This window comes from Nonomuraea sp. NPDC049504, from assembly GCF_040676845.1.
GTDB lineage: Bacteria > Actinomycetota > Actinomycetes > Streptosporangiales > Streptosporangiaceae > Nonomuraea > Nonomuraea salmonea.
This window is the reverse complement of sequence record NZ_JBFAPT010000007.1, coordinates 48,694-71,097: the sequence shown is the minus strand read 5'-3', so window position 1 is coordinate 71,097 and position 22,404 is coordinate 48,694. Positions and strand designations below refer to the sequence as shown.

Here is a 22,404-nt window from a genome sequence, read left to right as displayed (position 1 = left end):
GCTGTTACTGCGCGTTGGCCGTGGCCGCGTCGGCCAACGCCTGCTGCAGCGCCTTGACGTCCTTGGTGCCGATGAACAGGCCGACCGCCTCGTTGATCGCGGCCAGCCAGGGCTGGTTCACCGCCACGCCGTGCTGGATGGAGCCGGCGAGCTTGTTGCTCGACCAGTCCTTCAGCGCGTCTGCCAGGTAGTCGGTGTAGAGCGACTGGTCGGCGTCCTTGCGGGCGGGGATGGAGCCCTTCTTCGGGTTGAAGGCGTCCTGGCCCTCCTTGCTGGCGGCCACCTTCAGCCACGCCGTGGCGCCCTCGCGGTTCTTCGCGCCCTTGGGGAGCGTGAAGCTGTCGGACAGCCACAGGTACGTGCCCTCGGTGCCGGGCGACGGCGCCCAGTCGAAGTCCGTCTTCGACGTCTTGCCGAGGCCGCCCTCCGGCGGGTTGTGGAAGTAGCCGTAGGCCCAGTCGCCCATGATGTTGAACGCCGCCTCGCCGTCGGCCACCTGCTTGGCGGCCGGCTGCCAGTCGTCCTGCGGGTCGCCCGCGTACTCCATGATCTTGGCGAAGCTCTGCAGGGCGGTCGTCACCTGCGGGCTGTTCCAGTCGGCGCCCGGCTTGAACAGCGCGTTGTAGGCGTCGGCGCCGAGCGTGCCGAGCAGCACGCTTTCCAGCAGGTGGGTGACCGTCCACTCCGACCCGATGGACAGCGGGATCTTGCCCTTGGCCTTGACCTTCTCCAGCGCCGCGACGAACTCCTCGATCGTCTTGGGCGCGCCCGCGACACCGGCCTCCTTCAGCACGGCCGGGTTGAACCACAGGACGTTCGAGCGGTGGATGTTCACCGGCACGGAGTAGATCTTGCCGTCGACGCTGATCTGCTCCACGAGCTGCTCGGGGAAGACGTCCTTCAGCTTCAGCTCGTCGTAGAGCGGGGTCAGGTCCTCCAGGTTGCCGGCCTTGATGTAGCCCTGCAGCTCGGCGCCCGCGTGACCCTGGAACGTGTCGGGCGGAGTGCTGGCCTGGAGCTTCGACTGCAGCAGCGCCTTGGCCTTGTCGCCGGAACCGCCCGCCACCGCGGCGTCGAAGAAGGTGTAGTTCGGGTTCTTCTCCTCGAAGATCTTCTTCATCGCCTGCAGGCCGTCGGCCTCACCCGGCCCTGTCCACCAGGAGAAGACCTCAACCTGCTGTTTCCCGCCGCCTTCCGCCGCGGGTGTCTGCGCCGTCTGTCCGCCGCCGTCGCCTCCGCAGGCCGCCAGACCCAGCACGCTGACCATCGTGATCGATACGGCTGCTAACCACCGTCGCATGCCCACACCATCCCTTCGATCCCCCCGAAGGTTTGACACTTGACAACGTTGTCAACGTGTGGCTATCAACCCACTTCGTGCCGCGCCTCGTCAAGGGATGGGCGGTAACAGCTCCGCATATTCGGGCCGTCAGGCGACGCGCTCCATCGTGCCGCCAGGGCCCGCGAGCACGGTGACGCCGAAGTCGTGCCGGGTGCCCGCCAGGTCACCGCCGCCCGCCGCCACCACCAGAGCGCCCTTCGACACCCCGAGCGCCACCAGGGCGAGCAGGTCGCAGCCGCCGTCGGGCCGCCACGTGGTCAGCACCACGTCGGACTCGGCCAGGTGAAGGCGCACATCGAGCTCCGCCATCCGGGCCAGCAGCCCCGCGTGGGACAGGCGGCGGCCGTCGGCCAGCAGCAGCGCGGGCTGGCTCGCCGCGTCGAGCGCGGGCAGCGCGGTCGGCTCCAGCGTGAGCAGGCAGCGGAAGTCGATCGTGTCGAGCGCGCGGCCCAGCGAGTAGATCTGACGCACCCGCGACAGCTCGGCCGCCTGGATCGCCGACTCGGCCAGGTCAGGCGTGGTGATCAGAGCGCGGGCGTCGCACTCGCGCAGCCGCTCGGCCAGCTCGTACGCCCCCGCCCCCGCCTCGACCGGCGCCGCCACCCCGCCCGCGGCCACCACGGTGTGCACCGCCAGCGTCTGCGCCCCCGCCGTGGAGACATGTACGCCCACCACCTGGTCACGCCGGGCGCCCCTGCGCACGAGCCCCGAGGCTGCCCTGGTCACCTCGGTCACCAGCCGCCGGTAGCCGTAGACGTGACCGCCCCGCAGGTCGACCAGCGCGGGCCGGTCGCCACGCTCGTAGGCCCGGCGGAACACTTCGTGGATCACGGTGCCGGTGGCCGGGGCGGTGGGTCTCATGCCCGCCAACGTACGGCGGGGTCAGGCGGGCGAGCATCCACCGATCTATGTAGGCGGATGTGCATTCGGCGATGGGGAGGAACGTGTGGGCGGGCCCGAGCCCTGCGCGACCCGGGCCCGCTGTCACGCGCCCGGGGCCCGGCCCCCACCCCTCCGAGAAGGCCGCTCCCCGTGTGGGTGCGTGACGTCATCGACCGAACGGCTGCGCGGCTCCCCGTTGGGATGAGACGGGGATCGCGCGGCACGGCCGATCACACGAAGAACGGTAGGCGTGCACAATGCCCCCGCACATGCGCTGACATGGCCATTCGACGATGTAAGCCGACGGGCGCCGGGATGTGTAGAGACGTCACCGGCCGCCGATCACCCATGCGGCGATCTGTGTACGTGTGGAGAAGCCCAGCTTCGCGAGCATGTTGGCGACGTGCCTGGCGACGGTCGCCGGACTGATCACCAGCTCCTCGGCGATCGCCCTGTTGCTCAGCCCGCGCGCGACCAGCTCGGCGATCTCCCGCTCCCTGGCCGTGAGCCTGCTGTCGCGGCTGACCGGCACGACGGGACGGGCCGGCGGCTCGGGCAGCTCGCCGTCGAGCGCGCAGGCCACCGCCTGCTCGGCCGTCATGGCGGCGCCCTCGGCCCACAGCACGCCGACCACGGCCTCGCCCAGCCGGTCGCGGGCCGGTCGCAGCACGTCCTCGGTACGCGCGTCCGGCTGCCGCCCGCCCAGCGTCACCGCGGCCGCCGCCAGCAGCACCGCCCGCCGGTGGTCGCCCTCCGCCGCCACCAGCACCGCCCACGCCTCCAGCCGCCGCGCGATGCCCGCGCGCAGGCCGGCGTCGCGGCTGAGCGTCAGCGCCTCCGTCAGCCTGGCCCGCGCCTCGGTCAGGTCGCCCTCGTCCAGCGCCACCCTGCCGAGGCCGGCCAGGCAGCTCACGATGTGCTGGCGGGCGTCGATGTGGCGCAGCAGGCGCAGCCCCGCGTCGTAGTGCCGCCTGGCCGCCGCGAGGTCGCCGGAGCGCCGCGCCACCTGGGCCAGGCCGATGTGCGCCAGGCTCTGCCCGTAGTGGTTGTCCAGCTCCTCGTGGACGCTCAGCACGTCGCGGAAGTCCCGCCTGGCCTCCTTCAGCCGCCCGTGGTGCAGCCCCGAGCGCGCTCTGACGGCCTTGGCCAGCGACTCCAGCACCAGGTCGCCCGAGCGTCCGGTCAGCTCAAGGGCGCGGTCCAGCAGGGCCTGGTCGCCGGTGAGCTGGGACAGCACGATCGCCCCTATCGTCTCGCCGTACTCGTCGCCGGCCGCCGCGCACTGCTCGTGACCCGCCCGTACGTGCCGCAGCGCCGGCTCGACGTCGCCCGCCGCCAGCGCCAGCTCGCCGCGCAGGATCGTGGCCTGGCCGCGCAGCGCCTCCGGCACCTGCGCGTCGTCGAGGGCGAGCAGCCGGTCGAGCCGCTCGGCCATGTCGAGCTTCCTGCCACTGCCGATCAGCAGGTAGCGGGTGTCGGCCAGCAGGGCGAGCGTCGTCCGCGCCGCACCGGTCGCGATCGACCAGTCGCAGGCCGCGCCCACCTCCGCCTTGAGGCCGTCGAACAGGTTGATGAAGCGCTCGACCACCGGCCACGACGTGCGTACGCCCGGGGCCAGCGCGTGCTTGAACCGCTCCCCCAGCCTCGCCAGCGCGGCCAGGTGCCGCCCGCGCAGCTCGGCCTCCTCGCCCGACTCGGCCAGCTGCTCGAGCGCGTATTCGCGGACGGTCTCCAGCAGGCGGTAGCGGGCCTGCCCGGCGATCTCGCCGTCGAGGACGACCAGCGACTTGTCCACCAGGTCGCACAGCCGCGCCAGCACCTCCTCCTCGGCCAGCCCCGGGCCCGCGCAGACCCACTCGGCCAGGTCGAGGGTCCAGGACGAGCGGAAGACGGCGGTCCTGCGCAGCAGCAGGCGCTCCTGGGAACTGAGCAGCCGGTAGCTCCAGTCGACCGCCGCCCTGAGCGTGCGGTGGCGGGCAGGGGCCGTGCGCGCGCCGCCCGCCAGCAGTCTGAACCGGTCGTCGAGGCGCTCGACGAGCTGGCGTACGGACAGGACCCTGACCATGGCGGCGGCCAGCTCGATCGCCAGCGGCAGCCCGTCGAGCGCCCGGCACAGCTTCTCGGCCAGCGGCCTGGTCTCGTCGGTCAGCTCGAACTCGGGCCGCGCCGCCGTCGCCCTCGTCACGAACAGCCGCACCGCCTCGCTCTCACCGCCGTCCGGCCTGCTGACGGACAGCGGCGGCACCCGCCACACGGTCTCGCCAGGGACGCGCAGCGGCTCACGGCTGGTGGCCAGCACGGTCAGCCCCTTGCAGGCGCTCAGCAGGTCCCTGCACAGCTCCGCGCACTCCCCGATCACCGGCTCGCAGTTGTCGAGCAGCAGGAGCAGCCGGCGGTCGCCGATCGTCTCCGCGAGGTCGCCGGCGATCCCGAGCGCCGCCGCCACGTGCCCGCGCAGCTCCCCCTTGTCGAGATCGGCCAGCTCGACCAGGCAGACGCCCCCGGATCGAGTCGCCGGATGTGCGGTGCCCAGGCGGGAGGCCAGCCGCAGCGCCAGCCGCGTCTTCCCGATCCCGCCCGCCCCGCACAGGGTCACGCACCGGGAGACACCGAGCAGATGGACGAGCTCGTCGAGATCGGACTCCCGGCCCACGAAAGGATTGGGCTCGGCCGGCAGGTTGCTGGGGTCGGCGGTTCGCAGCATCACTGTGAGTGTGACACCAACTACGGTTCGCGCCCAGGGCCCCGCCCACCCCAAGAGCGGACGCCGCGGTCAGGAGAGGGCGGCCTGGATGATCGAGCGGGCGATCGTGGTGACGGCGGTGGCCTGAGGGCCGGGGCGTTCCAGGACGACGCCTACCGCGACCTCCGGGGCGCCGGCGGGGGCGAAGGCCGTGACCAGGGCGTGGTCCTCCGTGAGGGGGACGCTCGTCATCGCCGCGCGGACGCCGGGGGCCGCCGACCGGGTGCCGCCGCGGCGGGGGGTGGTCGCCATCATGGCCGCGAGGTAGCGGGCCAGCGCCGGGGACATCACCGTGCGGTACGGCGCGGGCGCCGCCCGGCTCACCACCGACCGGTCGGGGAGCCGGACGTCCTCCACCAGGTACGGCCGCATCAGCACCCCGTCGTTGGCCACCGCCGCCGACAGCATGGCCACCATGAGCGGCGTGGCCAGGGTCTCGTACCGCCCGATGGCCGCGAGCGCGGTCTGCGACCGGTCGGCGGTGACCGGGTAGCGGCTGCCGGTCGCGGCCAGCGGGATCCGCAGCACGCCCGCGTTGAAGCCGAACGCCTCCGCCTGGTCCCGCAGCAGGTCGTGCCCCAGCCGCAGCCCGATGCCTGCGAAGGCGGTGTCGCAGGGCGACTGGAAGGCGTACACGAGCGTCGGGTGGGCGGAGCCGCAGCCGGTGTCGCGGACGTACGCGGACGAGCCGGGCAGCCGCAGCCGCGGCGGCGCGTCCACCAGGGCCGTCGGCGTGTACTCGCCGGAGGCCAGCGCCGCCGCGGCGGTCACCAGCTTGAACGTGGCCCCGGGCGGATAGAGCCGGTTGAGCGCCCGGTTGAGCAGCGGCCGATCGGGCGACTCGCGCAGCCGCCGCGAGGTCAGCGCGAGCCTGAGCCGGTCGAAGGTGGCCAGCGCGTTGGGGTCGTACGTCGGATGGCTGGCCAGCGCCAGCACGGCGCCGGTCGCCGGGTGGATGGCGACCGCCGCGCCGGGCACCCCCGCGGCGGCGAGCCCGTCGTGGGCGGCCCGCTGCACGCGGTCCCTGATCGTCAGCCGGACGTGGGCGCCCGCCCCGCTGCCCGCGCTGACCATCGAGCGCACCTTGACCCTGGGGTCGTCGCCGGTCAGCACGGCCTCCTGGGTCTGCTCGACGCCGGTCGCCCGGCGCAGCGACACGTGCCCCGTGACGGCGGCGTACCGCTCGCCGAAGGGGTAGACCCGCTGGTAGCGGTAGGGGCCGCCGGTGGTGGGGCGGCTGGTGGCGATGGTGGTGCCGTCGTAGGTGCGGATGTCGCCGCGCGGGTGGGCGTACCTGAGGATCAGCGTGCGCTCGTTCCTGGGGTCGGCGTCGAGCACGCGCGAGCCGAACGACTGCACCAGCGTGATGTGCGCGAGCAGCACGAACAGCATCACCGCGCACAGCATGGCCACGCGGGCCAGGGGCACGTTGATCCACCTCGCCCTCGAACCGGCCATGGTTCGAGGTGTACCAACCGCCCCGCAAAGCGGGAGCTAGAGGACGCTGCGGTAGTAGGAAATCTTGTGGTGGATGTAGCGCTGGCGCTCGACGAGGTTGCCGATCTGCGCCTGCACCGTGCGGTCGTGCTCCTCCAGCAGCTCGATGCGCTCGGGGATGGTGTGGTCGCCGGCGCGGACGAGCTCGGCGAAGCGCAGCATCGTGGCGATGGGCATGCCGGTGTCGCGCAGGCACCGGAGCATGCCGAGCCAGCCGATGTCCTCTTCGCTGAACCTGCGCTGGCCCGCCGCGTTGCGATCGACGCGTTCGAGCAGGCCGATCTTCTCGTAGTAGCGGAGGGTGTCGATGCTGAAGCCGGTCTCTTCGACGACCTCCGCGGGGGTGTACACGCTCACGGGTATCAGGATCCCACCTGGAGTGCACTCCAGGTCAACCGGATAAGGGCGCTGTTGACATGGAGTGCACTCCAGCTTCCACAGTCATGGGCCATGGACATCGCATTGGGCACCATTCCGTTCGGCACGTCCGTCGGCATGGACGAGACCTTCGCCATCCTCGACCGCTACCACGAGGCCGGCGGCACCAGGATCGACACGGCCAACAACTACCCGTTCTGGGTGGAGGGCTGCTCGGGCGACGAGAGCGAGCTGGCCATCGGCGCGTGGCTGGCCGCGCGCGGCACCCGCGACGAGATGGTGATCAGCACGAAGGTGGGGGCGCGGCCGACCGTGCCGGGCGACGTGACGCTCGACTCGGCCGAGGGCTTGTCGGCCGAGGTGGTCGCCAAGGGGGTGGAGGGCAGCCTGCAGCGCCTCGGGACGGACCGGATCGACGTGTACTGGGCGCACGTGGACGACCGGGACACGCCGCTGGAGGAGACGCTGGGGGCGTTCGACGCGGTCGTACGGGCCGGGAAGGCGCGGGCGATCGGGGCGAGCAACATGGCCGCCTGGCGGCTGGAGCGGGCCAGGAACATCTCGGCGGGGCACGGCTGGACGCCGTACACCTATCTGCAGCTCCGCCACACCTACCTGCGGCCGCGGCCGGGCGCCAGGCCGGCCGAGTCCGGTCACCGGCTGGTGAACGACGACACGCTCGACTACCTGGCCGCCGAGTCCGGGATCACGTTGTGGGCGTACAACACGCTGATGTTCGGGGCGTACACGCGGCAGGACCGGCCGATCCCCGACATCTACCACCACCCCGGCACGACGCGGCGGCTGGCCGCGCTGCGCGAGGTGGCGGGCGAGCTGGGCGCCACCCCGAACCAGGTGGTGCTGGCCTGGCTGATCGGCGGTGGCGTGGTGCCCATCGTCGGGGTCTCCACGATGGAGCAGCTGGAGGAGGCGATCGGCGGGGCGCGGCTCACGCTGGACGCGGAGCTGCGCGCCCGCCTGGACGCGGCCTGCTAGCTCTCCTGCCGGCTCATGAGGGCAGGTGGTCGGTGAGGTAGCGGCGGACGAGCTGCTTGCACTCGGCGATCAGGCCGGGGTCGCCGGCCGGGTCGGCTCTGAAGGCCAGCTTGAGCACCGCGTCGGTGGCCTCGATGGCGACGAGCAGGGCCCGGTCGAGCCCCGGGCCCGCGGGGGCGTGGAGGAGGCCGAGCATCAGGTCGCGCAGGCGCTCGGCCACCACGACGCCGTTCTCCTGGGTCTCGTCGAGCGCCCGCTTGCTGCCCCCGACGGCGGGCCCGCCCGGGGTGAGCAGCACCTCGCCGAAGTCGACGACCCCGAACCCGGGCGTGGTGCGTTTCATGTCCACGAACACGTCGATGGCGAGGTCGACGAGGTCGGTCCAGTGGCCTGGGCCGGTCTCCTGGATGCGCTGGACGACGCGCTGGAGGAACGCCTCCAGGTTGCGTCGCGCCAGCGCACGCACCAGGCCCTGCTTGTCGTGGAAGAACTGGTAGAAGGTGCCGATCGGCACCTCGGCGCGGCGGGCGACCTCCTTGGTGGTCAGCGCGTCGTAGCCGACCTCGTCGAGCAGCAGCGCGCACTCGTCGAGCATGCGTTCGACGCGCTCGACGCTCCGGCGCTGGGCGGGGCGGCGGCGCAAGGTACTGGTCATGTCCCCATCCTGACGTATTCCGGTGAGGCCGAGTCAGGATCTCCGACCTCAGATAACATGAGCCCCACTCGGGTAGCAGTGGAGGCCCAGGGATGTTTCTGTGGGGTACGGCCACGGCGGCCTATCAGATCGAGGGCGCGACCGGCGAGGACGGCAGGGGCCCCTCCATCTGGGACACCTTCGCCCGCGAGCCGGGCCGCACCCGCGACGGGCACACCGGCGACGTGGCCTGCGACCACTACCACCGCTGGCGCGAGGACGTCGCGCTCATGGCGGACCTCGGCGTCAACGCCTACCGCTTCTCGATCGCCTGGCCGCGCGTGCTGCCCGACGGCGCGGGCGCGGTCAACGGGCGGGGCCTCGACTTCTACGACCGGCTGGTGGACGCGCTGCTGGCGGCGGGCGTACAACCGGTGCCGACGCTGTTCCACTGGGACCTGCCGCAGGCCCTGGAGGACCGGGGCGGCTGGCTGAACCGCGACGTGGCGGAGCTGTTCGCCGACTACGCCGGCGTCGTCGGCGCCCGCCTCGCCGACCGGGTGCCGCTGTGGATCACGCTCAACGAGCCGTTCGTCCACATGGCCTTCGGCTACGCCATGGGTCTGCACGCCCCCGGCCACGCCCTGATGACCGGCGCCCTGCCCGCCGCGCACCACCAGCTGCTCGCCCACGGCCGCGCGGTGGCGGCGCTCAGGGCGGCCGGCGCGCGCCAGGTGGCGCTGACCAACAACTGCACCCCGGTCTGGCCCGCCTCGTCGCGGGAGCAGGACGTACGGGCCGCCGAGGCGTACGACATCCTGCACAACCGCCTGTTCACCGACCCGGTGCTGACCGGCGCCTACCCCGACCTGTCGGCCTACACCGGCGACCTCGACTTCGTCAGGGACGGCGACCTGGAGACCGTCTCGGCCCCCATCGACGCGCTGGGCGTCAACTACTACAACCCCACCCGCATCGCCGCCCCCACGGACGAGGGCCTGCCGTTCACCAACGCGGGCATCACCGGCCACCCCACGACCGCCTTCGGCTGGCCGGTCGTCCCCGACGGCCTGCGCGAGCTGCTCACCGGCCTGAAGTCACGCTACGGCGCCGCGCTCCCGCCGATCCTCGTCACCGAGAACGGCTGCTCGCAGCCCGACGTCCCCGGCCCGGACGGCACGATCGACGACGCCGACCGGATCGCCTTCCTCGACGGTCACATCGCCGCGCTGCGCCGGGCCATGGACGAGGGCGTGGACGTGCGCGGCTACTTCGTCTGGTCGCTGATCGACAACTTCGAATGGGCCGAGGGCTACCACCAGCGCTTCGGCCTCGTGCACGTGGACCACGCGACGCAGCGGCGCACGCCGAAGCGCTCGTACCACTGGTACCGGGACTTCCTGCGGGCTCAGAACACCGACACGTGAACGTGGTCGTAGTGGTTGGCCGTCACGCCGCCGCGGTTGGACATCGGGTCCCAGCCGCCGCCTGAGCGGATGTCGTAGTAGCGCTGCTTCCAGATGATGTACATGACGCCGATGCGGGCGCCGTTCTTGATCAGCCAGGCGGCCAGCGCGTCGCCGTTGGCCGCGTCGGAGCCGGCGGCCATGGTGCCGCCTCTGGACATCATGAAGTCGCAGGCCCGGCCCTTGCCGTGTTCGCCGGGGTCGCCGGGGCGCAGGCAGCCGACGCCGTACTTCATGGGGAAGTTGGCCATGATCTCCGCGCGGACCTGGATCATGCGCTGGGTCAGGCCCTCGGCGCCGCCGGGCTGCTGGAAGCCGTATTTGGCGAGCAGCTTCTCGATGTCGGTGCGCTTGGCCTGGAGCCGCTTGATCTCCTTGGCCATCTTCTCGACCTTCTTGTTGGCGTTGAGCTTGGCCTGCTTGGACTTCTCGATGAGCTTCCTGATGCTCTCGACGCGCCTGGCCCGCTCGTTGGCCATGTACGCCATGTTCGCCGCCTGCCCGAGCACCTTGTACGGGTCGCCGGACGGCGTGATGAGCTGGAGGCCGTCGAGTGGCCCGACCATGTAGGAGGTCTGGGCGATCCGGCTGACCTCCTCCTGGGCGGCCTTGAGCTGGGCCTGCAGCGTGCCGGACGTGGCGCTGGCGCGCTTCACCTGGAGCTTGATGTCCTCCAGGCTCTGGAGCTGGCCGCGGTAGAGCTTTTCGAGCTGGGCCGCCTGCTTGGTGAGCCTGCGCAGCTCGGCGGGTGAGGGATCGGCTGCGGCGGAAGGCGGGGTGGGGAGTCCGAGCAGCCCGGCGAGCACGGCGACGAGAACGGCGAGCCGCCAGATTCTCACACCCGTCCCCTCCCCTCATAGACGGACCGAAACTATAGAAGATGATCTTGATTCCTGTCATCCGAACGACCGAACTGCTGCACCTTTGATGGGGTTTTTTGGCTTTTGTCCGACATAAGCCCGACCTAAAAGTTGGGCCTTCCCGGGAGCGCTCCAAAGGTCTGAGATGGCGATCGATTCCCGTCTCTGCGAAGGGGCAGACCGTGTCTCGATTACTGAAGCTCACCGCGGCCGTCACCCTCGGCCTGGGCACGTCCGTCGTGGTGGTCACACCGCCCGCGCACGCGGCCGTGGCCCCCCTGCCGCCCCGCGACCGCATCGAGCTCTACGAGCTCGACAGCCCGCCGGGCACCGCGCAGCAACTCAGAGAGAAGGGCTTCGACGTCGTCCAGCAGGAGAACGCGGACGGCAAGGAGCACATCGAGCTGACCGCCGACCGTACGGACCTGGACGCCCTGGCCAAGCTCGGCCACCGCCCCGAGCCCGTGCGCAACGCTCAGGGCCAGACCCAGCTGGAGGCCGCGCGGGCGCAGGCCGCCGGCGGCCACACCGTCTTCCGGTCCTACTCCGAGCGCGGCGGCATCGCCGACCAACTCAAGGCCATCGCCCAGGCCCACAAGGACGTCGTCAAGGTCCAGTCGATCGGCAAGACCCTGCGCGGCCAGGACATCCTCGCCGCCAAGGTCACCACGGGAGCCCGATTGCTGCCCGACGGCCTCAAGCCCTCGACGCTCTACTCGGCCACCCAGCACGCCCGCGAGTGGATCGCGACCGAGGTCGACATGCGGCTGCTCAAGTACGTGGTCGCGAACAAGTCGAAGCTGCGCGACCTGCTCAACAAGGTCGAGCTGTGGTTCGTCCCCGTCGCCAACCCCGACGGCTACGACTTCACCTTCACCGAGGGCAACCGCCTGTGGCGCAAGAACCTGCGCGACGTGAACGGCGACGGCCAGATCACGACGGGCGACGGCGTCGACCCCAACCGCAACTTCCCGACGAACTTCCACTACGACGAGGAGGGCTCGTCGAGCATCCCGAGCAGCGAGACCTACCGCGGCGCAGGACCGGCCAGCGAGCCCGAGACCAGGGCCATGGACGGCCTGCTGCGCCGGATCGGGTTCGAGACGCAGCTCAACTACCACTCCTACGGGCCGCTGCTGCTCTACCCGAGCGGCTTCCAGATCGCCACGGAGACCGCGGACAACCCCATCTACGAGGCGCTGACCGGCGACGACGCCCGGCCGGCCGTTCCCGGCTTCGACCCCGACCTGGGCGCCGAGCTCTACACCACCAACGGCGACACCAACGACCACGCCCACGCCAAGTACGGGACGCTGTCGTGGACGCCCGAGCTGAACGAGGGCTGCGACGGCTGCGGCTTCGTCTTCCCCGACGACGAGGCGCTGGTACAGGCCGAGTTCGAGAAGAACCTGCCGTTCGCGCTCGACGTCGCGAAGTCGGCGGTCAACCCCGTCGAGCCGGTCACCCACCTGGGCAACAGGACGCCCGACTTCGTGCTCGACCCGTTCGAGGTCAGCCACGGCAGGAGCCAGGTCGTCCAGGTCAACGCCAAGCGCAAGCTCGGCCCGGTCCTCCTCAACTACCAGGTCGGCAACGGCCGCACGAAGACCGTCCCGACCAAGGAGTGGAAGGGCGGCGAGCGGTACGGCAAGGGCTACGACCGCTACTACCACCGCCTGCGCGGCACGATCACCGGCACCAAGCCGGGCGACAAGGTGAAGGTCTGGTTCACCTCGATCGGCAGGAAGAGCGGCGGCTTCACCTACACGGTCGCCTCCGACATCGGCGGCAAGGTGCTGGTGCTCGCCGCCGAGGACGTCACCGGCCCCAGCCCCGCCCAGGAGGGCACCGAGGCCAGATACGCCGGCGTCTACACCGCAGCCCTCCAGGCCGCCGGCTACAGCACCGACGTGTACGACATGGACAAGATGGGCCGCCAGGCCCCGCACCCGCTCGGCGTGCTCAGCCACTACAAGGCGGTGGTCTGGGAGACCGGCGACGACATCATCCCGAGGTCGGAGGGCCAGGTGCCGGGCACCACGTCGAAGGCCGGCGTGGACACCGAACTGGCCGTGCGCGACTACCTCAACGAGGGCGGCAAGCTGCTGCACGCCGGGAAGTACCCGTCGTACGCGGCCAACTTCAACGGCTCCTACTACTACGAGCCCGACCAGCCGGGCAACCCGGAGTGCACGGTGCCGGACGACCCGCCCTGCATCCCGGTGTTCAACGACTTCCAGCAGTACTGGCTGGGCGCGTACGTGTTCTTCGACGACGCGGGCACCGACCAGGCGACCGGGCAGCCGTACCCGCTGACCGGGGTGGGCGGCGCGTTCGACGGCTTCGCCGCCACGCTGGAACAGACCCACACCAACTCGTTCGTGGCCACCTCCGCGGTGCTGCCCGCCGCGCGGTTCCCCAGGTTCGCCGGCTCGGCCCCGGTGAAGTGGGGCAGGCCAGGTGGTCCGTTCGACCCGCACACCGGCTCCTGGGACGTCTACAGCGGCATCGCGGACGTCTCCTGGAAGCGGCTGACCAGGACGATCGACCTCACCGGCAGGACCAGTGGTGAGCTGTCGTTCTGGACGTCGTACGACACCGAGTTCCACTGGGACTTCCTGACCGTCGAGGCCAGGACGGCGGGCGGCGACGACTGGACCACGCTGCCGGACGCCAACGGTCACACCACCCAGGAGGCCGGCGACAGCTGCCTGGTCGAGAACAGTGGCGGCTGGCGCACGATCCACCCGTTCACGCAGCGCTACCAGGGCGTGGACTGCGAGCCGACCGGCGGCTCGGGCGCCTGGCACGCGGCGTCGGGCAACTCGGCGGGCTGGCAGCAGTGGCGCGTCGACCTGACCCCGTACGCGGGCAGGCAGGTCGAGGTGTCGATCTCGTACATCAGCGACTGGGCCACCCAGGGCGCGGGCGTCTTCCTCGACGACGTCACGGTGACCCTGGACGGCGCGGCGGCCATGACGACCTCGTTCGAGAGCGACCTCGGCGGCTGGGCGGTGGGCGCGCCGCCCGAGGGCACCTCGCCGTCGATCAACGACTGGTTCCGTACGGACCAGGTCTTCGAGGAGGGCGGCGGCATCACCACGGAGGACACCGTCTACCTCGGCTTCGGCGTGGAGAGCGTGACCGGTCAGGCGGCGCGTACGGACCTGCTCAAGAGGTCCATGCGGCACCTGCTCGGCCCCTCGCGCTAGAGCCCATCGAGGGGTGCGGCCCCGCGCCGCGCCCCTCTTGCGTGCACGGACAGAACATGGTTCGGTCACCTTGAGGCACACCTGGAGCAAGCAAGCATTCGGTCAAGCAGGAGGTCCACGTCATGCGCCAGCACGACACGCTGTTCATCGGGGGCGAATGGGTGGCCCCAGCGGGCACCGGGACGATCGACGTCATCTCCCCCCACACCGAGGAGGTCGTCGGCCGGGTGCCCGACGGCACCCCCCAGGACATGGACCGCGCCGTCGCCGCCGCCCGCCAGGCGTTCGACCACGGGCCGTGGCCGCGCATGACGTTCGCCGAGCGGGCCGAGGTGATCGGCCGGCTGGCCGCGATCTACAACGAGCGGCAGGGCGAGATGGCCCAGCTCATCACCGAGGAGATGGGCTCGCCGATCACCTTCTCCAACCTCGCCCAGGCGCCGCAGCCGCTCGGCATGCTGCAGTTCTACGCCGAGCTGGGCAAGACGTTCGAGCAGGAGGAGCAGCGGCCCGGCATCTTCGGGCCGATCACCGTGCGCAGGGAGCCCGTCGGCGTCGTGGCGGCCGTGGTGCCGTGGAACGTGCCCCAGTTCGTCACCATGACCAAGGTCGCGCCCGCGCTGCTCGCCGGGTGCACGATCGTGCTCAAGCCCGCGCCCGAGACGCCGCTCGACGCGTACCTGCTGGCCGAGTGGGCGGCCGAGGCCGGGGTGCCGGCCGGCGTGCTCAACATCGTGGCGGCCGGCCGCGAGGCCGGCGAGCACCTCGTCTCGCACCCCGGCGTGGACAAGGTCGCCTTCACCGGCTCCACCGCCGCGGGCCGGCGCATCGCCGCCATCTGCGGCGAGCAGCTCAAGCGGGTCAGCCTGGAGCTGGGCGGCAAATCCGCCGCGATCATCCTCGACGACGCCGACCTGAACGCCAGCATGGGCTTCCTGTCGATGGCCTCGCTGATGAACAACGGACAGGCGTGCGTGGCCCAGACCCGCATCCTCGCCTCCCGGCAGCGCTACGACGAGGTCGTGGACGCCATCGCCGGCATGGTCACCTCGCAGCCCGTCGGCGACCCCGCCGACCCCGCCACCGGCATCGGCCCGCTCGTCGCCAAACGGCAGCAGGACCGCGTCGAGGGCTACATCAGGATCGGCATGGAGGAGGGCGCCAAGGTCGTCGTCGGCGGCCTCGACCGGCCGCGCGACAAGGGCTGGTACGTCTCCCCCACCGTCTTCGCCGGCGTCTCCAACGACATGCGCATCGCCAGGGAGGAGATCTTCGGGCCGGTGCTCGCGGTCATCCCGTACGAGGACGAGGCCGACGCCGTACGCATCGCCAACGACAGCGACTACGGCCTGGCCGGCACGGTGTGGACGGCCGACTCCGAGCACGGCATGGAGGTGGCCCGCCAGGTGCGTACGGGGACGTACGGGGTGAACTGCTTCATGCTGGAGACCAACGCCCCCTTCGGGGGCTACAAGGCCAGCGGCATAGGCCGCGAGCTGGGTCCCGAGGGGCTCAACGGCTACCTGGAGTACAAGACGATCGCCCGCCTGGGCTGAGGCCGTGCCTGAGAGGGGCCTCCCCCCCGGAGGCCCCTCTCGGGCGGACCTAGCGCGCCCCCGCGACGCTAGGTCCCGCCGGCGGCGGAGCACCATGCGTGACGCGACCGCTACGGACCGACCACAGCAGTATGTCCCACGGCAAGAGCAACGACACTTTGCTCCCCCGGAGACTTTCTCCCGGCGGTTTCCATCCGTACGCCGCAGGATGACGGGTATTACTCAGGAAGGGTGAGTTGTCAGCCACTTGCCGATCCGGCGGATGAGATCGGGGGTCGCCGCCGACTCCGCGTGCCCGAAGCCGGGCTCCACCCACAGCTCCTTCGGCTCCTTGGCGCCCGCGTACAGCTGCTGGGCGTGATCCAGCGGGAAGAAGTGGTCGGCGTCGCCGTGCACGATCAGCAGCGGCACCGGCGAGATGAGCCCGGCCGCCTCGTGCGGCGGCATCGGGATCGGGTCCCACTGCCCGCGCGCGATGCGGGTGCGCTTGGCCACCCTGGCCGCCCACCGGCCGACCGGCTGCTCGATCGCCCAGTGCACCTGCCGCATCGGCCGGGTGCCCCGGTAGTACCAGCGGGCCGGGCCGCTCACCGCGACCACCGCGTCCACGCCGCCGCGCAGCCCCGCGTGCCGCACGGCCACCGCCGCGCCCATGGAGAAGCCCACCACCGCGACCCGCCGGTAGCCGATCACCCTGGCGTGCCTGACCGCCGCCTCCACGTCGAGGATCTCCAGGTCGCCGACCGTGGTCTCGCCGCCGGAGCGGCCGTGGCCCCTGAAGTCGAAGGCCACCACGCCGCCGTAGCGGCTCAGCACGTGGACGATGCGGCGGGCGCTGCGCTCCCGCCACGAGCCGGTGAAGCCGTGCGCCACGACGATGCCGAGATCGGTGCTGATAGAGGGGGTGTGCGCGGCGTCGATGCGGACGCCGTCCTCGGTTCTGAGCATGACGGGGAAGCTGGGCGCGAACGGCATGACACGAGCTTAGATTCGCCGCCCCCCGGTCCTCGCGCGACCCTCCAGCTCAGGGGTGCCGCGGCACCAGATCGGCCATGCTCACCACGATCCGCACCCGCGACTCCTCGGCCGCGTCGAGCGCCTCGCGGACGTTGGAGATCATCACCCGGGCGCCGCTGTCCAGGATGCGCCGGCGCAGCTCGGCCGCGTCGAGATGGGCGGGCAGCGGCCACACCACGCCGCCCGCGGCGATCACCGCATCGGTCGCCACCAGCAGGTCGGGCCCGACCGGCAGGCAGATGAGCACGGTGTCACCCGCGCGCACCCCGCTGCGCCGCAGCTGGACGGCCGCGACCGCGGACCGCTCGTCCAGCTGCTCCTCGGTGAGCTTCAGGCCGGTGCCGGAATCCACCATCACGATGCGCTCATCCATGGGGAACACCGTAAGGAGGGTGACCTGTGCACACATGGGGCGGAATATGCAGATCCGTATGCAGAAGCGGCCGCTCCGTTACTGGGCGGACCTGGGCTGTTCCGCCGCCCACACCGCGATCTGCGCCCGCGAGGTGTAGCCCAGTTTCTCCATGATGTTGGCGATGTGGCGGGCCACCGTGGCCGGGCTGATCACCAGCTCCTCGGCGATCGCCCGGTTGGACAGACCCCGGGTGAGCAGGCCGGCGATCTCCAGCTCGCGGGCGGTCAGCAGCGAGCGCCTGACCGGCTCGGCCGGCGCGGGCGCCGCCGCCGGTGGCCGCGCGCCCTCCAGCACGTGGCGCGCCGCGTCGTACGGGCGCGTCGCCCGTCCCCGCGACCACAACGCGGTGGTGCGGCCCTCGCCCAGCTTCGTCCTCGCCCGGCCGAGCAGCTCTTCGATCCTCCTCGTGGCCGCGTGCTGGCCGATCGACTCGCGCAGGACGGCCGCCGCCGCTGCCGCCAGCACCGCGCCCTCCAGGTCGCCCTCGCACTCGGCCAGCACCGACAGCCCCACCAGGCAACGGGCCACCCCCTGGCGCTGCCCGGTCGCCCGGCCCAGGGCGAGACTGGCGGCCAGCCGCTCGCGGGCCACGCCGAACTCGTGCAGCAGCGCCGCCACCCGGCCGATCCTGGCCAGGCAGCGCGCCAGCTCCAGGTCGCCGCCCAGCTCGCGCAGCCACGGCACGGCCCGCTCGTACTGCTTCTTGGCGGTCACCAGGTCGCCCCTGGCCTCGGCCACGGAGCCGAGCTGGGCGGCGGTGCGCGCCATGATCCAGCGGTGGCCGTGCTCGCGCGCCCGCGCCAGCGCGTCCTCGCCGAGCCGCTGCGCCTCGCGCAGCCGGCCGCGGACCAGCGCCACCGCCGACAGCCCCGCGAGGCCCGCCGCCTGGTTCCAGGTGTCGCCCGAGCGGATGGCCAGCGCGAGGCCCTCCTCGGCGTGGTGCAGCGCCGCCTCCGCCCGCCCCATGCGCAGCAGCACCACGACCATGAGGCTGTGCATGACGCAGCGCGGGAACACCTGGTCGGGAGGCAGCCCGGCCAGGCTGCGCCCGGCCATCTCCAGCGACCTGCTCAGCTCGTCGCGCGCTTCGAGACCATAGGCGAGGTACGCCTGCGAGTGGGCGACCTCCTCGGCCGGCACGTCACCGGGGTCGAGCGAGAGCAGCCGCTCGACCCAGCCGACGATCTCCGTCACGTTGCCGCCCAGCGGCAGCAGGCCCGTGCTCGTGCGGCACAGCCGCAGCCCCATGACCACGTTGCCTGACTCGGCGGCCCAGTCGAGCGCCAGCCGCTGGTCGTCCATCAGGCCGCGGCTCGCCCTGGCCGCCGCCAGCCTGCGCGACCACGGCTGCCTGGGCTCCACCATCTCGACGGCGAAGTGGCGCTCCATCAGGTCGCAGAGCACGTGCAGGTGCCGCTCGCGCAGCGCGCCGCGCTCGCCCGCCCGGTCGAGGCGTTCGAGCGCGTACCGCTTGATGGTCTCCAGCATCCAGTAGCGGCCGCGGGCGCCGTCGCAGAGCACCAGTGACTTGTCCACCAGGCCACCGAGCAGGTCGAGGATCTCGTCGGCCGCGATGGGCGGCGCCGCGCACACCCGCTCGGCCAGCTCCAGGTCGAAGTCGCCGGCGAACACCGACAGCCGCCGCAGCAGCACCTGCTCCCCGGGCGAGAGCAGGTCGTAGCTCCACTCGACGGTCGCGAGCAGCGTGCGCTGCCGGGCGGGGGCCGTGCGCCCGCCGGTGGTCAGCAGCGAGAAGCGGTCGTCGAGGCGGCCCGCGATGCGGGCGGGGCTCAGCACGGTCGTACGGGCCGCGGCCAGCTCGATCGCCAGCGGCAGCCCGTCGAGCGCCCGGCACAGGCGCACCACGTCGGGCAGGCTCTCGGGCCCCAGCCGGGTGCCGGCCGCCGCCGCCCGGTCGAGGAACAGCCGCACGGACTCGGCGTCGGCGGTGGCCTCCTCCGGCACGTCGAGCGGCGGCACCCGCCAGATCAGCTCGCTGGCGATGCGCAGCGGCTCTCTGCTGGTGGCCAGCACGCGCAGCGACGGGCAGGCCGACACCAGCGCCGCCGCGACCTGCGCCGACCTGTCGACGAGGTGCTCGCAGTTGTCGAGCAGCAGCAGGCAGCGCTGGTCGCGCAGCCGGGCGGTGACGGTGTCGAGGAGCGGGGCGCCCTGCTCCTCCGCCACGCCGAGCACCTGGGCGATCTCCCGCTCGACCAGCTCGGGCCGGGCGATCCTGGCCAGCTCGACCAGCCAGACGCCACCGGGAAAGGACGGCACGAGCCCGGCCGCGACACGCAGGGCCAGCCGGGTCTTGCCGATGCCGCCCACCCCGCACAGCGTCACCACGCGCGTCTCGCCGATCAGCTCGCGCAGGTCGTCGAGGTCACGCTCACGTCCGACGAACCGGTTGGGCTCGACCGGCAGGTTGTGCTGGGGGGAATCTGGCATGTGCTCACCCTGCGTCGCGGAAGGATCACACTCTCGCACAGTGTCGCACTTTTCACAGGCCAAGCGAACTGACGACCGCCCTTTCGTCGACCACCCGCAGGGTGGGGTCGCCCAGCAGCCTCCTGGCCAGGTCGTAGGGGGCGACGACCACCGTGGCCCGCCGTTCCTGCGCCAGCACCCGGCAGCCCACCAGGCTCGGCTCGTGGGCGACCACGACGTGGGCGCCCGCCGTCATCGCTAAATCGATCGTGCGCAGGCCGCGGAACGGCTCGCTGACCGCGCTGATCAGCACGTCGTCCTTGCCGACGACCAGACGGGTGGCGAGCCTGCGCAGGTCGGTCGCCAGCTCGGCGTTGTCGAGCAGCCGGGAGCCGTCGAGCGTGAGCGCGGGCCCGGCCAGCGGGCCGAACTCGACCACCGCCGGCCCCACCAGCTCGCTGAACGGCCGGGCCCCCGGGACGGGACGGAAGGAGAAGACGAGGTCGGCCTTGACCGCGGCCGGGTCGTAGCGGTCGTAGGTGATCGAGATGCGCGACTCGCCGTGGCTGCCGAGCACGGCGATGCCGCCCGCCCAGGCCACCGCGTGCACCGCCACCGGCAGGGCCGCGCCCAGCGGGACGTCGACGAGCACCCGCTCGCCGTAACGCAGGCCCTGCGCCTGCAGCCCGGCCGCCGCTCTGGTCACCCGTCTGGAGAAGGCCGCGTAGGACAGCACCTCGCCGGTCCTGACGTCGCTCACCGCCGGCTGATCGCCCTGCATCGGTGCCGCCGCCATCACGAGCTCTGTCCAGGTCATGCCGCCAATCTAGGGATCCGGGCCGCACTTGCCATGCGCAGGATTGTGCAGGCCGCTATGTAGTCGCGGGCCGTCGCGGAGGTTCCCGGCTCGCGCCTGCCAGCCGAGGGGATCAACTAGACTTATGAGGTCGCGACTTCGCGCGGCCGCCCCCACGACACAGAGCGAGACGTCATCATGCCTTTGAACAGCCGCGACGACCTGCGGAACATCGCGATCATCGCGCACGTCGACCATGGCAAGACCACGCTGGTCGACGCCATGCTCTGGCAGTCCGGGGCCTTCCGCGCCAACCAGGACGTCGACGACCGCGTCATGGACTCCAACGACCTCGAGCGCGAGAAGGGCATCACCATTCTCGCGAAGAACACCGCCGTCCAGCACGGCGGCATGACCATCAACATCATCGACACGCCGGGCCACGCCGACTTCGGCGGCGAGGTCGAGCGGGGGCTGTCGATGGTCGACGGGGTGGTGCTGCTGGTCGACGCGTCCGAGGGGCCGCTACCGCAGACGCGGTTCGTGCTGCGCAAGGCGCTGGCCGCGAAGATGCCGGTCATCCTGTGCATCAACAAGGTCGACCGGCCCGACGCCCGCATCAAAGAGGTCGTCGACGAGGTCTACGAGCTGTTCATGGACCTCGACGCCACCGAGGAGCAGATCGACTTCCCGATCGTCTACGCCTCGGCCAAGGCCGGGCGGGCCTCGATGGAGCGTCCCGACGACGGCGGCATGCCCGACTCCGAGGACCTCGAGCCGCTGTTCGACATCATCAAGTCGACGATCCCGGCGCCCACCTACGACCCGAGCGCGCCGCTGCAGGCCCACGTCACCAACCTCGACGCCTCCTCCTACCTCGGCCGCATCGCGCTGTGCCGCATCCACCAGGGGGTCATGCGCAAGGGCCAGCAGGTGGCGTGGTGCCGCACCGACGGGTCGATCCAGCGGGTGAAGATCACCGAGCTGCTGATGACGCAGGCGCTGGAGCGCAAGCCGGCCGAGGAGGCGGGCCCCGGCGACATCATCGCGATCGCCGGCATCCCCGAAATCATGATCGGCGAGACGCTGGCCGACCCCGACGACCCGCGCCCGCTGCCGCTGATCACCGTCGACGAGCCGGCCATCTCGATGACCATCGGCACCAACACCTCGCCGCTGGTCGGCAAGGTCAAGGGCTCGAAGGTGACCGCCCGCATGGTGAAGGACCGGCTGGAGAAGGAGCTGGTCGGCAACGTCTCGCTGCGCGTGCTGCCCACCGACCGCCCCGACGCCTGGGAGGTGCAGGGCCGCGGCGAGCTGGCGCTGGCCATCCTGGTCGAGCAGATGCGCCGCGAGGGCTACGAGCTGACGGTCGGCAAGCCGCAGGTGGTCACCAAGGTCATCGACGGCAAGGTGCACGAGCCGGTCGAGCGGCTGACGGTCGACTGCCCCGAGGAATACCTGGGCGCGGTCACCCAGCTGCTGGCCGTGCGCAAGGGCCGCATGGAGCACATGACCAACCACGGCACCGGCTGGATCCGCATGGAGTTCGTGGTGCCGGCCCGCGGGTTGATCGGCTTCCGCACCGAGTTCCTCACCGAGACCCGCGGCACGGGCCTGGTGCACCACGTGTTCGACTCCTACGAGCCGTGGTTCGGCGAGCTGCGCACCCGCAACAACGGCTCGCTGGTCGCCGACAGGTCGGGCCCGGTCACCGCGTTCGCGATGCTCAACCTCCAGGAGCGCGGCACGCTGTTCGTCTCGCCCGGCACCGAGGTCTACGAGGGCATGATCATCGGCGAGAACTCCCGCTCCGACGACATGGACGTCAACATCACCAAGGAGAAGAAGCTCACCAACATGCGCTCCTCCACGAGCGAGGAGACGGAGAAGGTGATTCCGCCGCGGGTGTTGTCGCTGGAGCAGGCGCTGGAGTTCATCCGCGAGGACGAGTGCGTGGAGATAACGCCCGACCACGTACGCATCCGCAAGGTCGTGCTCGACGCCGCCACGCGCGGCCGGGCCGCGGCCCGCGCCAAGCGCGCCTGACGCACGATTCCCTGCAAGCCGCGTTTCGTTTGCTTTATGCCGGCAAAGCGCGGCTTGCTGGTTAGTGACGGCAGTCAACGTGGCGGCTCGGCCACCTGCGATGAAAACGCCCTTCCGGGTCGCGTCGTCAA

The 22,404-nt window shown here is 71.6% G+C and carries 16 protein-coding genes; 5 read left to right on the top strand and 11 right to left on the bottom strand.

Translation table 11 applies throughout. From position 1 onward, the window contains the following. Positions 1-4: 4 nt before the first annotated feature. From AB0K28_RS15550 to AB0K28_RS15530, 5 genes are all read right to left on the bottom strand, one after another. Entirely contained in the window at positions 5-1,300 is a 1,296-nt protein-coding gene (locus tag AB0K28_RS15550) for an ABC transporter substrate-binding protein (protein WP_364369814.1), read from the bottom strand. 129 nt (positions 1,301-1,429) lie between these two features. Continuing rightward, a complete protein-coding gene (locus AB0K28_RS15545) occupies positions 1,430-2,203 on the bottom strand; it encodes an AMP-binding protein (RefSeq protein WP_364369811.1) in 774 nt (257 codons plus the stop codon). 349 nt (positions 2,204-2,552) lie between these two features. Further along, entirely contained in the window at positions 2,553-4,928 is a 2,376-nt protein-coding gene (locus AB0K28_RS15540; protein WP_364369808.1) for a LuxR C-terminal-related transcriptional regulator, read from the bottom strand. 69 nt (positions 4,929-4,997) lie between these two features. After that, entirely contained in the window at positions 4,998-6,425 is a 1,428-nt protein-coding gene (locus AB0K28_RS15535; RefSeq protein WP_364369805.1) for a penicillin-binding transpeptidase domain-containing protein, read from the bottom strand. Positions 6,426-6,461: 36 nt separating this feature from the next. Further along, positions 6,462-6,821, bottom strand: coding sequence for a MerR family transcriptional regulator (locus AB0K28_RS15530; protein ID WP_364369802.1), 360 nt, complete (start codon positions 6,819-6,821; stop codon positions 6,462-6,464). A gap of 93 nt (positions 6,822-6,914) precedes the next feature. Between AB0K28_RS15530 and AB0K28_RS15525 the strand changes: the two genes are divergently transcribed. Continuing rightward, positions 6,915-7,838 carry an aldo/keto reductase gene (locus AB0K28_RS15525; RefSeq protein WP_345389104.1) on the top strand — a complete coding sequence of 308 codons (924 nt, stop codon included), beginning with the start codon at positions 6,915-6,917 and terminating at the stop codon, positions 7,836-7,838. A gap of 13 nt (positions 7,839-7,851) precedes the next feature. Here AB0K28_RS15525 and AB0K28_RS15520 read toward each other — a convergent pair whose 3' ends face one another. Continuing rightward, positions 7,852-8,493, bottom strand: a complete 642-nt coding sequence (locus AB0K28_RS15520; RefSeq protein ID WP_364369799.1) for a TetR/AcrR family transcriptional regulator — start codon at positions 8,491-8,493, stop codon at positions 7,852-7,854. A gap of 92 nt (positions 8,494-8,585) precedes the next feature. Here AB0K28_RS15520 and AB0K28_RS15515 point away from each other — a divergent pair, with 92 nt between their 5' ends. Beyond that, complete coding sequence (locus tag AB0K28_RS15515; protein WP_364369796.1) at positions 8,586-9,899, top strand: GH1 family beta-glucosidase; 1,314 nt, start codon at positions 8,586-8,588, stop codon at positions 9,897-9,899. Here AB0K28_RS15515 and AB0K28_RS15510 read toward each other — a convergent pair. Beyond that, positions 9,881-10,777, bottom strand: coding sequence for a hypothetical protein (locus AB0K28_RS15510; protein ID WP_364369793.1), 897 nt, complete (start codon positions 10,775-10,777; stop codon positions 9,881-9,883). The two genes, AB0K28_RS15515 and AB0K28_RS15510, sit on opposite strands and share 19 nt — an antisense overlap. A gap of 203 nt (positions 10,778-10,980) precedes the next feature. Between AB0K28_RS15510 and AB0K28_RS15505 the strand changes: the two genes are divergently transcribed. Together AB0K28_RS15505 and AB0K28_RS15500 are read left to right on the top strand one after the other, a co-directional pair. Further along, entirely contained in the window at positions 10,981-14,010 is a 3,030-nt protein-coding gene (locus AB0K28_RS15505; protein ID WP_364369790.1) for a M14 family zinc carboxypeptidase, read from the top strand. A gap of 122 nt (positions 14,011-14,132) precedes the next feature. Then, positions 14,133-15,566, top strand: a complete 1,434-nt coding sequence (locus AB0K28_RS15500) for an aldehyde dehydrogenase (RefSeq protein ID WP_364369787.1) — start codon at positions 14,133-14,135, stop codon at positions 15,564-15,566. A 222-nt stretch (positions 15,567-15,788) separates the two neighbouring features. Here the strand turns inward: AB0K28_RS15500 and AB0K28_RS15495 are convergent, their stop codons facing one another. The 4 genes from AB0K28_RS15495 to AB0K28_RS15480 all read right to left on the bottom strand — a co-directional run bounded on the left by AB0K28_RS15495 (position 15,789) and on the right by AB0K28_RS15480 (position 20,245). Beyond that, a complete protein-coding gene (locus tag AB0K28_RS15495) occupies positions 15,789-16,541 on the bottom strand; it encodes an alpha/beta fold hydrolase (RefSeq protein ID WP_364369784.1) in 753 nt (250 codons plus the stop codon). Between the two features lie 49 nt (positions 16,542-16,590). Further along, the gene (locus tag AB0K28_RS15490; RefSeq protein ID WP_345389116.1) at positions 16,591-16,956 is read right to left on the bottom strand and encodes an AMP-binding protein; all 366 of its coding nucleotides are present in this window, start codon (positions 16,954-16,956) and stop codon (positions 16,591-16,593) included. A gap of 78 nt (positions 16,957-17,034) precedes the next feature. Further along, positions 17,035-19,449 carry a LuxR C-terminal-related transcriptional regulator gene (locus AB0K28_RS15485; protein ID WP_364369781.1) on the bottom strand — a complete coding sequence of 805 codons (2,415 nt, stop codon included), beginning with the start codon at positions 19,447-19,449 and terminating at the stop codon, positions 17,035-17,037. A 52-nt stretch (positions 19,450-19,501) separates the two neighbouring features. Next, a complete protein-coding gene (locus AB0K28_RS15480; RefSeq protein ID WP_364369778.1) occupies positions 19,502-20,245 on the bottom strand; it encodes an AMP-binding protein in 744 nt (247 codons plus the stop codon). Positions 20,246-20,422: 177 nt separating this feature from the next. On the opposite strand from AB0K28_RS15480, the gene typA reads away from it, so the two are divergent. Then, on the top strand, positions 20,423-22,273 hold the full coding sequence (gene typA / locus AB0K28_RS15475) for a translational GTPase TypA (RefSeq protein ID WP_345389122.1): 1,851 nt from the start codon (positions 20,423-20,425) through the stop codon (positions 22,271-22,273). Positions 22,274-22,404: the final 131 nt, after the last annotated feature.

Excerpts from the sequence above, each read along its gene's own strand:
- AB0K28_RS15485 (WP_364369781.1), bottom strand. The coding sequence starts at position 19,449 with ATGCCAGATTCCCCCCAGCACAACCTGCCGGTCGAGCCCAACCGGTTC.
- AB0K28_RS15495 (WP_364369784.1), bottom strand. The coding sequence starts at position 16,541 with ATGCCGTTCGCGCCCAGCTTCCCCGTCATGCTCAGAACCGAGGACGGC.
- AB0K28_RS15500 (WP_364369787.1), top strand. The coding sequence starts at position 14,133 with ATGCGCCAGCACGACACGCTGTTCATCGGGGGCGAATGGGTGGCCCCA.
- AB0K28_RS15550 (WP_364369814.1), bottom strand. The coding sequence starts at position 1,300 with ATGCGACGGTGGTTAGCAGCCGTATCGATCACGATGGTCAGCGTGCTG.
- typA (WP_345389122.1), top strand. The coding sequence starts at position 20,423 with ATGCCTTTGAACAGCCGCGACGACCTGCGGAACATCGCGATCATCGCG.
- AB0K28_RS15490 (WP_345389116.1), bottom strand. The coding sequence starts at position 16,956 with ATGGATGAGCGCATCGTGATGGTGGATTCCGGCACCGGCCTGAAGCTC.
- AB0K28_RS15515 (WP_364369796.1), top strand. The coding sequence starts at position 8,586 with ATGTTTCTGTGGGGTACGGCCACGGCGGCCTATCAGATCGAGGGCGCG.
- AB0K28_RS15480 (WP_364369778.1), bottom strand. The coding sequence starts at position 20,245 with ATGACCTGGACAGAGCTCGTGATGGCGGCGGCACCGATGCAGGGCGAT.
- AB0K28_RS15520 (WP_364369799.1), bottom strand. The coding sequence starts at position 8,493 with ATGACCAGTACCTTGCGCCGCCGCCCCGCCCAGCGCCGGAGCGTCGAG.
- AB0K28_RS15545 (WP_364369811.1), bottom strand. The coding sequence starts at position 2,203 with ATGAGACCCACCGCCCCGGCCACCGGCACCGTGATCCACGAAGTGTTC.
- AB0K28_RS15535 (WP_364369805.1), bottom strand. The coding sequence starts at position 6,425 with ATGGCCGGTTCGAGGGCGAGGTGGATCAACGTGCCCCTGGCCCGCGTG.
- AB0K28_RS15540 (WP_364369808.1), bottom strand. The coding sequence starts at position 4,928 with ATGCTGCGAACCGCCGACCCCAGCAACCTGCCGGCCGAGCCCAATCCT.
- AB0K28_RS15525 (WP_345389104.1), top strand. The coding sequence starts at position 6,915 with ATGGACATCGCATTGGGCACCATTCCGTTCGGCACGTCCGTCGGCATG.